This is a genomic window from Streptomyces sp. NPDC050534, from assembly GCF_044457745.1.
Lineage (GTDB): Bacteria > Actinomycetota > Actinomycetes > Streptomycetales > Streptomycetaceae > Streptomyces.
In genome coordinates this window covers 377,466-391,916 of record NZ_JBITHF010000001.1, presented here as the reverse complement: position 1 = coordinate 391,916, position 14,451 = coordinate 377,466, and the positions used below count along the sequence as shown (strand labels likewise).

Sequence of the window (14,451 nt, the reverse complement as noted above, 5' to 3'; positions counted from 1 at the left end):
CCGGCGTCCGGCGCGGTCCGGGCCCGGCCCCACACCTGGAGGTATCCGTGAACAGCGCCGACGGATGGGGAGACGAGGTCTACCAGCCCGATGGATCCGAGATCCAGGAAGACTCGGGCATTCTCGACGCCGAGGACACGCTGATCGACGACGGTGTCGACGACCCCCTCGACCGCGGCTGGTCCCCTCCGGACAGGCCGTGGGCGGTGGAGCACGCCGGTGTGACCGCCGCCGAGGCCAGACGCGGAGAGACGCTGGAGGAACGGCTCTCCGAGGAGATGCCCGAGCTCGTCCAGTCCGACGGCGACGGCCTCGGCGACTGCGACGGCTCCGACGGCGAACTCCTGGACAACGAGGTCGGCGCCAGCCGCTCCGGCCGTCTCGTCGCCCCCGACGAGGGCGCGCACGAGGACGACGAGAGCGCGCTCATCGCCACGGACGTTGGCATCGACGGCGCCGCGGCGTCCGCCGAGGAGGCGGCGATGCACGTCGTCGACGAGGACTCCCTCTCCGGTTGACCATGTCCGGTTTGCCATGTCCGGCTGACCCGGTCCGGCCGACCCCGCGCCCACCACTGAAGGAGCACGTATGCAGCAGGACAAGCAACCCGACTACCACCCGGTCGTCTTCCGCGACCGCGCCGCGGGCTACGCCTTCCTGACCAGGTCCACCGCCACCAGCGACCAGACCATCGACTGGGACGACGGCAAGACCTACCCGGTGGTGGACGTGGAGATCTCCTCCGAGAGCCACCCCTTCTACACCGGCAAGGCACGCACGGTGGACACCGAGGGCCGCATCGCCCAGTTCGAGCGGCGCTACGGCGGCGGAGCGGGCCAGGGCTCGGGCAGCGCGGGCTGAACGGCCTGGGCCGGGCCGACCGCGCGCCGGCGCGCCGGGCCTCGGCGGACGGCCGGAGAGGCGCTTCGGAGCACGGCCGGCTACGCGCCTCGGAGCACGGCGGGCTCCGCCTCGGGTGAGGGCCGGTCCGCCCCTCAGATGAAGTTCAGCGCCGCCGCGCAGCCCACCCCGCCGAGCAGCATGAACACCGGCATCAGCACCTTCAGCTCGACCCAGCTGCCCGCCCGGAACCGCATGATCTTGGGCGGGCCGATGGGGTACCAGCGCTTGCGGCCCACCGGGATCGGCCACAGGATCGGGCAGCCGGACACGGTCAGTGCGTCCCCGATGTCGTGCACGATCGCGCCCAGCACGATCGGCAGCCCCAGCCACAGGTACTGCTGGCCGGGTTGCGTGAACAGCCAGTCGGAGCCGTTGCCCGGCTTGTCCAGCACACCGGCCAGGATGTAGGCGCTGGTCGCGGCCAGCAGCCAGACCAGGACGTCACTGCTGGAGCCTCGGGCCGCCCGCCACAGCAGGCCCTCGATGGCCAGCACCATGTGGACGAAGAGGATGCCCAGCACCGCCCAGCGGCCACCGGTGATGGCGATGACCGACGTACCGCCACCGATCAGGACTGCCCACAGCCAGGTGTGGGTGAGCGTGCGGTGGCCGCCGGAGCGTCGCGGGTCGCCCTGCTTCTTCGTCGCCTTGTAGACGGCGTAGGAGAGCTTGTCGACGATGCCGCACAGGCCGCGCGAGAGGGGGCCGAAGGCCCTCGAGATGGTGGCCGCCTTGTGGTCCAGGTCAGGGGCGAGCGCGGCTCCGGCGCAGATCAGCGCGCCGACCAGGAGGACCGGCCAGGGCATGGGGTGGCCGGTCGCGGCGGCTGCCGCGCCGACCCCGAGCCAGGCCGCGGCGCCCGACAGTGAGTGTGCTGGTCCCATCATGGCCGTTGCCCGCCCCATTCCTCTTGTGCCGCTGTCCAGTTGACCGGGTGCGCTGACGCTCCGTCGGCGTCACAGCGTACTGGTCATGATCTTCGTACCGGCAACCGATTCCCCTATGCGGGAGGACGCCAGGCAAGATGGGTGCGTGACCCTTATCGATCAGCTGCCGCCGACCGCCGACCCCGACGCTCTCTACGAGGCCTTCGAGTCGTGGGCCGAGGAGCGCGGTCTCACGCTCTACCCCCACCAGGAAGAGGCGCTGATCGAGGTGGTCTCCGGCGCGAACGTGATCGTGTCGACGCCCACCGGCTCCGGAAAGAGCATGATCGCGGCGGGTGCGCACTTCGCCGCCCTGGCCCGGGACGAGGTCACCTTCTACACGGCTCCGATCAAGGCACTGGTCTCGGAGAAGTTCTTCGAGCTGTGCAAGATGTTCGGCACCGAGAACGTCGGCATGCTGACCGGCGACGCGTCCGTCAACGCCGACGCGCCCGTCATCTGCTGCACCGCCGAGGTGCTCGCCTCGATCGCGCTGCGCGACGGCAAGAACGCCGACGTGGGCCAGGTCGTCATGGACGAGTTCCACTTCTACGCCGAGGGCGACCGCGGCTGGGCGTGGCAGATCCCGATCCTGGAGCTGCCGCAGGCCCAGTTCGTCCTGATGTCCGCCACGCTCGGTGACGTCTCGATGTTCGAGGAGGACCTCACCCGGCGCACCGGCCGCCCCACCGCGGTGGTCCGCTCGGCGACCCGTCCGGTGCCGCTGTCCTACTCCTACCAGCTCACTCCGCTCACCGAGACGCTGACCGAGCTGCTGGCGACCAAGCAGGCCCCGGTCTACATCGTGCACTTCACGCAGGCGCAGGCTGTGGAGCGGGCGCAGGCGCTGATGAGCATCAACATGTGCACGCGTGAGGAGAAGGACCAGATCGCCGATCTGATCGGCAACTTCCGCTTCACCACCAAGTTCGGCCGCAACCTCTCGCGCTACGTCCGGCACGGCATCGGCGTCCATCACGCCGGCATGCTGCCCAAGTACCGGCGCCTGGTGGAGAAGCTGGCCCAGGCCGGCCTGCTGAAGGTCATCTGCGGCACGGACACGCTCGGCGTCGGCGTCAACGTCCCCATCCGCACCGTGCTGTTCACGGCACTGACCAAGTACGACGGCAGCCGGGTGCGCACGCTGCGCGCCCGCGAGTTCCACCAGATCGCGGGACGCGCCGGCCGGGCCGGCTTCGACACGGCGGGCTACGTCGTCGCCCAGGCGCCGGAGCACGTCATCGAGAACGAGAAGGCGCTCGCCAAGGCGGGCGACGACCCGAAGAAGCGCCGCAAGGTCGTCCGCAAGAAGGCGCCCGAGGGCTTCGTCGGGTGGACGGAGAACACCTTCGAGAAGCTCATCGCCTCCGACCCGGAGCCGCTGACCTCCCGCTTCCGGGTGACCCACACGATGCTGCTGTCGGTCATCGCGCGTCCCGGCAACGCCTTCTACGCGATGCGGCACCTGCTGGAGGACAACCACGAGCCGCGCAAGCAGCAGCTCCGGCACATCCGGCGGGCGATCGCCATCTACCGCTCCCTGCTGGACGGGGGCATCGTCGAAAAACTCGACGAGCCGGACGCCACCGGCCGCATCGTCCGCCTCACCGTGGACCTGCAGCAGGACTTCGCCCTCAACCAGCCGCTGTCCACGTTCGCGCTCGCCGCGTTCGAACTCCTCGACCCCGACTCGCCGTCCTACGCCCTGGACATGGTGTCCGTCGTGGAGTCCACGCTGGACGATCCGCGGCAGATCCTCGTCGCCCAGCTGAACAAGGCCAAGGGCGAGGCCGTGGCCGCGATGAAGGCGGACGGCGTCGAGTACGAGGAGCGCATGGAGCGTCTCCAGGACATCAGCTACCCCAAGCCCCTGGAGGAGCTGCTCTTCCACGCGTACAACACGTACCGCAAGAGCCACCCCTGGGTGGGCGACCACCCGCTGTCGCCGAAGTCCGTGATCCGCGACATGTACGAACGGGCCATGTCCTTCACGGAACTGGTGTCCTTCTACGAGCTGGCCCGCACCGAGGGCATCGTGCTGCGCTACCTCGCCAGCGCGTTCAAGACCCTGGACCACAACATCCCGGACGACCTGAAGTCCGAGGACCTCCAGGACCTCATCGAGTGGCTCGGCGAGATGGTCCGACAGGTCGACTCCAGCCTGCTCGACGAGTGGGAGCAGCTCGCCAACCCCGAGGTGATGACCGCCGAGGAGGCCCAGGAGAAGGCCGACGAGGTCAAGCCCGTCACCAGCAACGCCCGCGCCTTCCGGGTCCTGGTCCGCAACGCCATGTTCCGCCGCGTCGAACTCGCCGCCCTCGACCACGTCGACGAGCTGGGCGAGATGGACGCCGACGCCGGCTGGGACGCCGACGCGTGGGGCGAGGCGATGGACAAGTACTGGGACGAGTACGAGGACCTGGGCACCGGCCCCGACGCCCGCGGCCCCAAGCTGCTGCGCATCGAGGAGGACGCGGAACACGGCCTGTGGCGCGTACGCCAGACCTTCGCCGACCCCAACGGCGACCACGACTGGGGCATCAGCGCGGAGATCGACCTCGCGGCCTCCGACGCGGAGGGCCGCGCGGTCGTCCGCATCACCGACGTCGGCCAGCTGTGAGCCGTCGGCCGGCTGTGAGCCAAGGAGAGATCCCCGCATGACGAACCCGGCCGAGCGCCTCGTCGACCTGCTCGACCTGGAGCAGATCGAGGTCAACATCTTCCGTGGCCGCAGCCCGCAGGAATCCCTGCAGCGGGTCTTCGGCGGCCAGGTGGCGGGCCAGGCACTGGTCGCCGCCGGCCGCACCACCGAAGGCGACCGTCCGGTGCACTCGCTGCACGCGTACTTCCTGCGCCCGGGCCGGCCGGGCGTGCCGATCGTGTACCAGGTGGAACGGGTGCGGGACGGCAGGTCGTTCACGACCCGCAGGGTCACCGCCGTGCAACAGGGCCGCACGATCTTCAATCTCACCGCCTCCTTTCACCAGCCTGAGGAAGGACCCTTCGAGCACCAGCTGCCGCCGGCCCGCAAGGTCCCGGACCCGGAGTCGCTGCCGACGGTCACCGAGGAGATCCGGGAGCATCTGGGCGCCCTGCCCGAGCAGTACGAGCGGATGGCGCGCCGCCAGCCCTTCGACATCCGCTACGTGGACCGGCTGCGCTGGACCGTGGAGGGGGCCAAGGACGCCGAGCCGCGCAGCGCCGTATGGATGCGCGCGGTCGGGCCCCTCGGCGACGACCCGGTCGTGCACACCTGCGCCCTGACCTACGCCAGCGACATGACCCTCCTGGATGCAGTCCGCCTCCCCATCGAACCCCTCTGGGGCCGACGCAGCTTCGACATCGCATCCCTGGACCACGCCATGTGGTTCCACCGCCCCTTCCGCGCGGACGAGTGGTTCCTCTACGACCAGGAGTCGCCGATCGCCACAGGCGGCCGGGGCCTCGCACGCGGCCGGATCTACGACGTGGAGGGCCGGCTGCTGGTGTCGGTGGTCCAGGAGGGGCTGTTCCGGGCGCTGTAGCTCACGGGTTCAGCCCCAGCCCGGCCGGCGCTGTGCCGAACGCAGCCGTCGGCACGCGCTGCTGCACTCATAGGCGTCGCCGACGGGCGGTAGCGAAGGTTTCGAAGACCGCCGAAAGGTGTTCGGCGACGGGTCATCCCCCATTACCCGGCTCGAACGACGCCTGACAAATGCTCTCGGACGGACCACCGGGGAGCGGGTTCGTTGTCCCCGCCGGCGTCGAAACGCTCAACAACCGGATCGATGAGCCGGACAGCAGCAGGTCCTCAACTTCAGCATGGGGTTGGCGGAACGGCATGAAGACCAGCTCCGAGGCGGTGCGCGAGATCGATCAGATTCGCATGACTCAGCACCCGTCCGCCAAACCCGGGTAGGGGCACGTTCAAGGGCTCAGTCCAGCGGGCAGGGATTGCATCTGCTCCGTAATGCGCGCCCGCGAGACCTCCGGTGACTGCGGCGACCGTGTCTGTATCACCGCCCACGTCAATCGCCGCGCGGATGGCATCTTCGAAGCTGGCCGTGCTGCGCAGAGCCCAGACCGCCGACCCCAAGCAGGGCCAGACTGCTCCGTTGAACTCGGTTGCCTGGTCGGGATGCCAGTCATCGGCAAGGACAGTCGCATATCGCTGACGATGGTCGGGATGGATCAGATCCAGGATGTCAGGAAGGGCGGCGAGGGCGTCGGCGCCTGCAAGACTGAGGCGAACGAGTTCGTGGAAGATGGCGGTACCTTCCCAGGCGGCGCGGTCGCCGTGGGTAAGGGCGGCGATACGCCGGGCCGCATACATCGTGGCCGACTGACCAGCGCGCGCAAAGTAGACCGCGGACGTCGACGCCCTCATCAATGAGCCGTTACCGGCTGCTCGCTGGTTGACCTGGAAATGGATTGCAGCGGCCAGATCCCACGGCATGCCATTTGTCAGCACGTCCTCGGTCTGCAGGCCGATGTCCTTGGGGGCTGCTGCCGCCCACCGCTGGAATCGGTCGAAAATATCCGGCAAGTCCAATCCACGTTGCTGCAGGAGCGACTCCGCAACAAGAACGGCCATCTGCGTGTCGTCCGTGGCTTCGCCCGGTTCCCAACCGCCGCCTCCACACATTTCGTCATCGCACCCGGGTTCTGGAAAGCGGGCTGAGAACGCACCCGGAGGGCCGAACTCGAAAGGAGCCCCCAGCGCGTCCCCTACGGCTGAGCCGACGACCGTCGCGATGGCTCGCTCCCTACGCTTCATCCGCGCAGGCTATCGACGTCACATGGTGATCGCACAAGCCATTTCATTGGTCTTGCATACCAATGCGATCCAGGGATCTCGGATACGGCCAAGCCGAAGCGTTAGGCGGTGCCGCGCCGCAACCACCGCATCAGGCCGCGGGAGCTTGGCGGTTCGTCGGGGACCGGCTGGATCCGGTCTCGGGTGGGGGCGGGCGTCTTGCGTGGTGGCGCGGGAGCCGAGCACGACGGGGTAGGCGTCGGGCCGGATCCGGAAGGGGTAGGCGTCGGGCCAGATCCGGAAGCCGGGCGCGGTGCGGGCTGGAGTGTGCGCGCCTCGCTCACTGCCTGGGCGAGATCGGATCGGAGCCAGCTGATCTCGTCCGGGTCCTGGGCCATGGCCAGGCTCTCGGCCAGTTGCGCGGCGGGCGAGCCGGGCGCGCCGTGGGCGGCGGACGGCCTGGGCCGGAAGCGGTTCAAGTGGGCGCGCTCGTAAGGGTCCTGCACGGTCTCCGCGACCTGAACGGCGTCGAGCAGCGAGGCCACGGCCGCCGCACAGGCCCACGGGTGGTCGCCGGCCTGCCGCCGCAGGAAACCGAGGTACCGGCCTCGCCAGGTCCGGGGCCGCAGATCCAGTCCCGTCTCCAGCCGCGCCCGGAGTTCGGAGGGCGTACGGCCGCCCAGCAGCGGCGCGTTGGTCTCGTCGGCTGCGAACTGCCTTAGTTCTTCGGCCAGATAGAGCCAGACAACGGCCCGGTAGCGGTTGAGATAAAAGCGGACCGGCACGACGATGCCGAGCCGGGCCAGCCTGGTGAACCTGCCGTGGGAAACCACCAGCAGATCCGCGCCCTCCCTGGTCCCCACGGCCTCGACGCGCTTCTTCAGCGCCTCGGGATACCCCTCCTCGGCGCACAGTCGGTCGATCTCGGTGCGGGCGACCCGTAGGCCCCCGCCCCCTTCGTCGGGCACGGCGCGGATGTGTCCGAGGTTCACCGCGAGGTCGAGCTCTCCTCGCTTGAGTCCCAGTTCGCGCGCCGCACGGCCCAGCGTGCAAAACCTGCTGTGTCCATGCGTGACGGTGTTGCCTGACATGGTCGATCTCCCCCGTGGAGTGCGTGGTCCGCGCCGTCCGCGCGGCCTCGGGAAAAACCGTAGCTGCTTCTGCGGATCTTGCGGCAGGCCTGTGGATAACTCCACGCTAGAGGGAAAAGCGCAGGTCAGGAGTCTGACGTCGGGAATACCTCGGGCTGCCGGGTTTCTACGTCGAGGCGCTCTCCGACCCGGTTGACGAGGAGGGTCATCTCGTAGGCGATCTGGCCGATGTCGGCCTCCGCACCGGCGAGCACACACAGACAGCTGCTGTTGCCCGCGGCGGTGACGAACAGGACCGCGTCGTCGAACTCGACCATCGTCTGCCGTACTCTGCCCGCGCCGAAGTGGCGTCCCGAGCCTTTGGCCAGGCTGTGCAGTCCGGACGAGACGGCGGCCAGATGCTCGGCGTCCTCGCGCCGCAGTCCCGTGCTCGCTCCCGTGACCAGTCCGTCGTTGGACAGGATCAAGGCGTGCCGCACATGTTCGACACGCTCGGTCAGGTCGTCCAGCAGCCAGTCAAGTCCCTGGTTCTGCGCCATGTTCCGGTCTCCCCGTGTGACGACTCCTCCCTGGCCGGAGGATCTCCCGCCAGCCTTCACCACCACCAGCCCCCGGGCAAGGAGGATAGGTCCATGGCTCAGAAGATGACCGAGGAAGAGTGGCGGGCGTTCCTCTCGCACGGCACCCGCACCGCAAAGCTGGCGACCGTCCGGGCGGACGGCAGCCCGCATGTGACGCCGATCTGGTTCGTGCTCGACGGCGACGATCTGGTGTTCAACACGGCCCGGAGCAGCCTGAAGGGACGCAACCTGGTCCGTGACGGCCGTGTCGCCCTGTGTGTCGACGACGACCGGCCGCCCTTCGCTTTCGTCGTGCTGCACGGCCGTGCCCGGATCTCGGAGGATCCCGGTGAGTTGAGGCACTGGGCAGCCCGTATCGGCGCGCGGTACATGGGCGAGGACCGCGCCGAGGAGTTCGGGGACCGCAACGGTGTGCCGGGGGAACTCCTCGTCCGGGTTGCGATCGACAAGGTCCTGTCCGAGAAGGGCGTGGCGAATTGAGCGTGCCTGCTCACCGGAAGTCCGCCGGCCGACCGAAATCACCTGTCAGCCGACCGAGTTGAGCAGCCGGGCGGTGTGCATCCGCCCGGCGTACTCGACGAGGCTGATGAGCACCTCCTTCCCGGACGCGCGGTCACGGGCGTCGCACAGCACCACCGGGGTCCCGCTGTCGAGGTCGAGCGCGTGGGAGACGTCCTCGGCCTCGTAGGTGCGGCTGCCCGTGAAGCAGTTGACGGCCACCACGAACGGGATGCTCCGGTGCTCGAAGTAGTCCACCGCGGGGAAGCAGTCCGCGAGCCGTCGGGTGTCGGCCATGACCACGGCGCCGAGCGCGCCGTGCGCGAGCTCGTCCCACAGGAACCAGAAGCGGTCCTGGCCGGGTGTGCCGAAGAGGTAGAGCGAGAGGCCGGATCGGATGGTGATGCGGCCGAAGTCCATGGCGACGGTCGTGGTGACCTTCTGGTCCACGCCGCCGGTGTGGTCCACCGACCGGCCGGCCTCGCTGAGCAGTTCCTCGGTACGCAGCGGCCTGATCTCGCTCACCGCGCCCACCAGGGTGGTCTTGCCCACGCCGAAGCCGCCGGCGACCAGGATCTTCAGCGCCAGCGGGGCCGTCTCGCCGCTGTCCGCGTCGGAGTACTCGAAGACCATCGATCACTTCTCTCGGGATGGCCGGCGGGGGCCGGCGCAATTGAGCAACATCACAACTTCGTTCCCTCCGGGAGGGCTACAGCGCGCGCAGCCCTTCGATGACCTCGCGCAGGATGTGTTCGTCAGCATGCAGCCCGGGCGGTGTCGGACGGCTGACGGTGACGCAGCCGAGCTCCACGAGGTCGCCCAGGAGCACCCGGACCACTCCCACCGGCAGGTCGGCGCCCGCGCCGAGTTCCGCGACCGACTGGGGCTCCGTGCGGCATAGTTCGATCAGGGTCCGGTGCTCCGGCCCGAGCCCCGTGTCGTCGCCGAAGCGTGGCGCGCCCGTGTCCAGGGCGACGAGAGCGATCAGGTCGAGGCGGACTCCGGTGGGGCCGGGTCGGGTGCGTCCGCCCGTCATGGCGTACGGGCGGACGAGCGGCCCGGCCTCGCCGTCGTACCACTGGCTGCCCGGCACGCGCGTGCCGCCGGTCCAGTCCTGGCTCATGGGTGCGCCTCACCTCGCCCCACCTCATCCCACCCCACCTCCACCTCGCCTCACCGGCCGGCGGGCGGCCGCGCAGTGGCGCGCGTCGGCGTGTACAGGTGCTCGCCGACGCGTTTGACCAGCCGTGCCATCTCATACGCCACCAGGCCGATGTCGGCGGTCACGGCGGTGAGCACGGCAAGGCAGGAGCCGTCGCCGGCGGCGGCCACGAACAGGAAGCCGTCGTCCATCTCCACCAGGGTCTGGCGCACCCCGCCCGTGCCGAAGTGCCGTCCCGCGCCCTTGGCGAGGCTGTGGAAGCCGGACGCCACTGCGGCGAGGTGCTCCGCGTCCTCGCGACGCAGGTCGGTCGAGGCGCCCACGGCGAGGCCGTCGTTGGAGAGCACCACGGCGTGCCGTACCTCGCGCACGCGCATCACCAAGTCGTCCAGCAGCCAGTCGAGTTCGCCGGATCGCCGGGCGGCTCTCGGGCTCGGGTCCTGGATCATGCACGGTCTCCTTCGCTGCTGTCGCTGCGCGGTGTGGGCTCCGGTCCGGCTCCGCGTCCGGGCTGCCTGCCGCCGCCGCGCCGCCAGCCGTCGCGGTAGGCCGCGATGCGCTCGCGTGCGTCCTCGGGGGTGCGCCGTTCCTCGGGGGGCGTGGCCGGGGAGGCCGACGTCCGGTTCGGCTCCTCGCCGCGGCGTGCGCGCAGTTGCGGGGCGAGGTTGGCCTGACGTACGCGGCGTGGCAGGTTTTCGGACTCTTCTCTGTCCTCCGGGGGACGGTGCAGGCGCAAGGTGGTGACTCCGGGAGTTTGGGTGTCGGACGTCGTCTCCGCTGCGGCCGGCAAGTGCGCCACCAGCGCGGGCCGTTCGTTTGTCGCCGGGACGGACTCCTGGTGCGGTGCGGCATCGGGTGTGCGCGCGTACGCGCGTGCCACGGCGGGCTGTGCGTCCGCGGCCTTGTCCGGCGAGCGTTCGGCCGCGCCCTCGTGCAGCAGTGCCGTGGGCAGCAGGACGACAGCGGTGGTGCCGCCGTAGGGCGAGGTGCGCAGGTGCACCTTGATGCCCTGGCGGCCCGCGAGCCTGCTCACCACGAACAGGCCCAGCCGGTCGCTGTCGAAGAGGTCGAGCGCCTCGGACTGTTCGATGCGGCGGTTGGCCTCGGCCAGGGTCTGCGTGCCCATGCCCAGGCCCCGGTCCTCGACCTCGATGACGTAGCCGTTGCCGACGGGTTCGCCGGTGACGTGCACGCGCGTGTGGGGCGGCGAGAACTGTGCCGCGTTCTCGATGAGTTCGGCCAGCAGGTGGGTGAGGTCGGCGACGGCGGCGCCGACGACGGACGCCACGGGGAACTGCCGCACCTCCACGCGCGCGTAGTCCTCGATTTCGGATACGGCCGCGCGCACCACGTTCGTCAACGGGACCGGCATGCGCCAGGCCCGGCCGGGTGCCGCCCCGGAGAGGATGATCAGGCTCTCGGCGTGGCGCCGCATGCGGGTGGTGAGGTGGTCGAGCCGGAAGAGGTCGCCGAGCTCGTTCGGATCGTCGGAGCGGCGCTCCATGCTGTCGAGCAGGTTCAGCTGGCGGTGGACGAGTACCTGGCTGCGGCGGGCGAGGTTGACGAAGACCCCGGAGATGCCGCTGGCGAGTTCGGCGCGCTCGGCGGCGGCCCGCAAGGCGGCGCGGTGCACGGTGCCCAGGGCCTCGGCGACCTGTCCGGCCTCGTCGTCGGTGGGCCGCCCGGGTGGGGCCTCGGCCTGGACGTCGAGCTCCTCGCCCGCGCGCAGTTTCCGCATCGCTTCGGGCAGGCTGCGCCGCGCGATGTCCAGGGCGCTGTCGCGCAGGCTCACCAACTCGACGACGAGGCCGCGTCCGATGCGGACCGAGATGACGAACGAGGTGATGATCGCGAGGAGGCCGAAGAGTACGGCCGCGCCGGCCGGGGTGAGCAGAGCGCGGCGGAACGGGGCGGCTCGGTCCACCATGCCGCGTGCCGCGTTCCCCTCGATCGCCTGCATCCCGTCCCGCATGCGCGCGTGCGCGTCGTTCCACGTGGTCCCGGGCCCGTTGGTCAGCGGACCCGGGGTGCCCTCGACGGCCGCGTCCTCCGCGGTGCCCAGGGCGGCGTACGCGCTGCTGCCGCCGAGCGTCTGCCAGGCGTGGCGCTCGGATCCGCTCAGGTCGGCGGTTGCGGACTCTGTCAGGGCACGGCGGGTGGCGACGGCCCCGGTGAACAGCCGCAGTCGCTCACCGCTGAGCACGTCGGCGGGGTGGACGCCGGTCAGCACCGCGTCCTCCTGGGCCAACGCCTCTCCCGCGCGGGAGAGTTCGAGCAGCACGCGCGCGTCGGAGCCGGTACCTGTGTCCTGGATGCCGGTGAGCGCGCCGTCCACGCCGAAGGCGCCACCGATGGCCTTGGTGTACCGCTCGTACGTCGTTTTCCAGTCCGTGCGACGGTCGAGCACGGAGGTGCGCAGGGAGCGCAGCCTGTCGCCGCCGTCGACGAAGGTCTCGAGCCGCCGGGCCACTGCGGTGGGCAGTGCTTCGCTGTCGGCGACGGTGTGGTCGTTCCCGAGCCGCAGTTGGGCCAGCGCCTTGTCGGTGCGGCCGGCCAGCTTCCGGTAGGCACCGCACTGGCCCGCCGCCGGGTCGCTCGTGCAGCGCATCGCGGCCGTGCGTTCGGCCTGCAGTGCGGCGACCGCAGCGGTGAGCGGAGTGCGGATCTGGGAGTCGACGCGCTGCACCTGCCTCAGGCGTGCGATGTCCTGGGCGGTGGTGACGGTGGCGTACGACCACAGGGCCAGCAGGGAGACCACCGGAACCATCAGCAGGCAGACGATCTTCGCCCGTACCGTGCGCGGGCGTATCCGCCAGCGGCTTTCCGGCGCGGACGCGACGCCTGGCACCACGTCCGTGGGTTCGTCCTGGTCCTCGTCGGCGGGTGGGCCGGCGTGGGCGCGACGGCCGCGCGCGGGAGGTGGGGGCGACGGCTCGGCGCCCGGTGTCCATCGGGGTGTACGCATGGCCTCCTCGCTCGGGCAGATGGTGGGAGGGCGGGCCTAGTGGGCGGTGCTTTCGACCGGCGGCCCTGCCGAGGCGGGCGCCTCGGGCCTTCCGGTCGTCGGCGACAGCGCCACGAAGGCCGAGGTCAGGAACAGGTAGGAACCGAGGCCGACGGCGAGCGGAAAGATGAACTGCATCGCCGTGGCCCCGGGCAGGGGCTGGCCGGACGGTGTGACGCGGACGCTGACCGCGAGCATGCCGGTGTAGTGCATGCTGCTCACCGCGGCACCCATGATCAGCGCGGCTGCGGTGACGGCGAGCGGCGACTTGATGTTGAGGGCCGCCCACAGGGCCGCCGTAGCCGCGATCACGGCGATGACTACGGAGAGTGTGACGAGCGCGGGGTCGTAGCCGACGTGGCCGTGCAGGCGTACCGCCGCCATACCCAGGTAGTGCATGCTCGCCACGCCGAGCCCGGTGGTGAGTCCGCCGAGCAGGAGCGCGCGGGTGCGGTCGCGGCCGTAGCCGACGGCGAAGACGCCGGCGCAGACCACGATCATCGCCACCAGGAGGCTGAAGAGGGTGAGCGGCACGTCGTAGCGGATGTCGGTGCCGCTGACGCCGAATCCGAGCATGGCCACGAAGTGCATGGTCCAGATGCCGGTGGCGATCGCCGAGGCCGCGGTGAGGAGCCAGTTGCGGCGGGAGCGTCCGGTGGCGCCGAGCGCGCGGACGGTGCAGCGCAGGCCCAGTGCGGCGCCTGCGCACGCCATCGCGTACGACAGTACGGGGGTCAGCCAGCCGAACGCGGCATGGTCCAGGTGTCCCATGGCCCCGGGACGCTAGACCCGCCCGGGGCGCGCCAAGGGGGCTCATTTCGAAAGCTGTTGCAAGATGACGCAGAGGTGCAACTGGATGACGTAGAGGTGCAACGGAACGACCGCATCACGCTCGAACGTGTGCACTGCGGCGTCATCCGTGTCGGTGAGGGAGCATGTGGCACATGAGCGACGACCACACACATGTCCAGGAGTTCTTCGGCGCCCGTGCCGCCGACTGGGACAGCCGCTTCCCCGACGACGGCCCGGCGTACGCCGCAGCGGTCGCCGATCTGGGACTGCGCGAGGGCGACCGGGTGCTCGACGCGGGCTGCGGCACCGGCAGGGCCCTGACGCCGCTGCGTACCGCCGTGGGGGCCTCGGGAGTCGTCGTGGGGGCCGATCTGACCCCGGCCATGCTGCAGGCCGCCGTACGCGCCGGGAGGGGCCACGACGGGCAACTGCTGCTCGCCGACGTGGCGGCGCTGCCGCTGCGATCGCACTCACTCGACGCCGTGTTCGCCGCCGGCCTCATCGCTCACCTGCCCCAGCCGGACGAGAACCTGCGGGAGTTGGCCCGGGTGGTACGCCCGGGCGGCAAGCTGGCCCTGTTCCACCCCATCGGCCGGGCGGCACTGGCGGCGCGGCAGGGCCGCCGGATCACGCCGGACGACCTGCGGGCGGAGTCCAACCTCCGCCCGCTGCTGGCCGGTTCGGGCTGGCGCATGACGTCCTACGCCGACGAGGACGCCCGCTTCCTGGCGCTGGCCGTACGGGAGGGCTGAGTCTCAG

Annotated in this window: 15 protein-coding genes; 6 read left to right on the top strand and 9 right to left on the bottom strand. The window is 70.5% G+C overall.

The features are described 5' to 3' along the window. Positions 1 to 47 precede the first annotated feature (47 nt). Entirely contained in the window at positions 48 to 518 is a 471-nt protein-coding gene (locus tag ACIBN2_RS01795; protein ID WP_399132106.1) for a DUF5709 domain-containing protein, read from the top strand. 70 nt (positions 519 to 588) lie between these two features. Further along, positions 589 to 861, top strand: a complete 273-nt coding sequence (locus tag ACIBN2_RS01790) for a type B 50S ribosomal protein L31 (RefSeq protein ID WP_399132105.1) — start codon at positions 589 to 591, stop codon at positions 859 to 861. 134 nt (positions 862 to 995) lie between these two features. Here ACIBN2_RS01790 and ACIBN2_RS01785 read toward each other — a convergent pair whose 3' ends face one another. Then, positions 996 to 1,790 (bottom strand): metal-dependent hydrolase, encoded by a 795-nt coding sequence (locus tag ACIBN2_RS01785; RefSeq protein ID WP_399132104.1) that lies wholly within the window; start codon positions 1,788 to 1,790, stop codon positions 996 to 998. 145 nt (positions 1,791 to 1,935) lie between these two features. Here ACIBN2_RS01785 and ACIBN2_RS01780 point away from each other — a divergent pair, with 145 nt between their 5' ends. Both ACIBN2_RS01780 and ACIBN2_RS01775 read left to right on the top strand, forming a co-directional pair. Next, complete coding sequence (locus ACIBN2_RS01780; protein ID WP_399132103.1) at positions 1,936 to 4,449, top strand: DEAD/DEAH box helicase; 2,514 nt, start codon at positions 1,936 to 1,938, stop codon at positions 4,447 to 4,449. Between the two features lie 37 nt (positions 4,450 to 4,486). Then, a complete protein-coding gene (locus ACIBN2_RS01775; RefSeq protein WP_399132102.1) occupies positions 4,487 to 5,353 on the top strand; it encodes an acyl-CoA thioesterase in 867 nt (288 codons plus the stop codon). 272 nt (positions 5,354 to 5,625) lie between these two features. On the opposite strand, the gene ACIBN2_RS01770 is transcribed toward ACIBN2_RS01775, so the two are convergent. The 3 genes from ACIBN2_RS01770 to ACIBN2_RS01760 all read right to left on the bottom strand — a co-directional run bounded on the left by ACIBN2_RS01770 (position 5,626) and on the right by ACIBN2_RS01760 (position 8,194). Beyond that, complete coding sequence (locus ACIBN2_RS01770) at positions 5,626 to 6,585, bottom strand: ADP-ribosylglycohydrolase family protein (RefSeq protein ID WP_399132101.1); 960 nt, start codon at positions 6,583 to 6,585, stop codon at positions 5,626 to 5,628. A 101-nt stretch (positions 6,586 to 6,686) separates the two neighbouring features. Then, positions 6,687 to 7,655 (bottom strand): DUF6397 family protein, encoded by a 969-nt coding sequence (locus ACIBN2_RS01765; RefSeq protein ID WP_399132100.1) that lies wholly within the window; start codon positions 7,653 to 7,655, stop codon positions 6,687 to 6,689. 125 nt (positions 7,656 to 7,780) lie between these two features. After that, positions 7,781 to 8,194, bottom strand: a complete 414-nt coding sequence (locus ACIBN2_RS01760; protein ID WP_399132099.1) for a roadblock/LC7 domain-containing protein — start codon at positions 8,192 to 8,194, stop codon at positions 7,781 to 7,783. A gap of 93 nt (positions 8,195 to 8,287) precedes the next feature. Between ACIBN2_RS01760 and ACIBN2_RS01755 the strand changes: the two genes are divergently transcribed. After that, positions 8,288 to 8,716 carry a PPOX class F420-dependent oxidoreductase gene (locus ACIBN2_RS01755; RefSeq protein ID WP_399132098.1) on the top strand — a complete coding sequence of 143 codons (429 nt, stop codon included), beginning with the start codon at positions 8,288 to 8,290 and terminating at the stop codon, positions 8,714 to 8,716. 45 nt (positions 8,717 to 8,761) lie between these two features. Here the strand turns inward: ACIBN2_RS01755 and ACIBN2_RS01750 are convergent, their stop codons facing one another. From ACIBN2_RS01750 to ACIBN2_RS01730, 5 genes are all read right to left on the bottom strand, one after another. Continuing rightward, a complete protein-coding gene (locus ACIBN2_RS01750; RefSeq protein ID WP_399132097.1) occupies positions 8,762 to 9,367 on the bottom strand; it encodes a GTP-binding protein in 606 nt (201 codons plus the stop codon). 76 nt (positions 9,368 to 9,443) lie between these two features. After that, complete coding sequence (locus ACIBN2_RS01745) at positions 9,444 to 9,857, bottom strand: DUF742 domain-containing protein (protein WP_399132096.1); 414 nt, start codon at positions 9,855 to 9,857, stop codon at positions 9,444 to 9,446. A 50-nt stretch (positions 9,858 to 9,907) separates the two neighbouring features. Continuing rightward, entirely contained in the window at positions 9,908 to 10,345 is a 438-nt protein-coding gene (locus ACIBN2_RS01740; protein WP_399132095.1) for a roadblock/LC7 domain-containing protein, read from the bottom strand. Then, positions 10,342 to 12,861: a nitrate- and nitrite sensing domain-containing protein gene (locus tag ACIBN2_RS01735; RefSeq protein WP_399132094.1), complete on the bottom strand. Its 2,520-nt coding sequence runs from the start codon at positions 12,859 to 12,861 to the stop codon at positions 10,342 to 10,344. Before ACIBN2_RS01735 ends, ACIBN2_RS01740 begins: the two co-directional genes overlap by 4 nt. Before the next feature lie 36 nt (positions 12,862 to 12,897). Next, positions 12,898 to 13,671, bottom strand: a complete 774-nt coding sequence (locus tag ACIBN2_RS01730) for an MHYT domain-containing protein (protein WP_399132093.1) — start codon at positions 13,669 to 13,671, stop codon at positions 12,898 to 12,900. 173 nt (positions 13,672 to 13,844) lie between these two features. On the opposite strand from ACIBN2_RS01730, the gene ACIBN2_RS01725 reads away from it, so the two are divergent. Then, entirely contained in the window at positions 13,845 to 14,444 is a 600-nt protein-coding gene (locus ACIBN2_RS01725; RefSeq protein WP_399132092.1) for a class I SAM-dependent methyltransferase, read from the top strand. Positions 14,445 to 14,451: the final 7 nt, after the last annotated feature.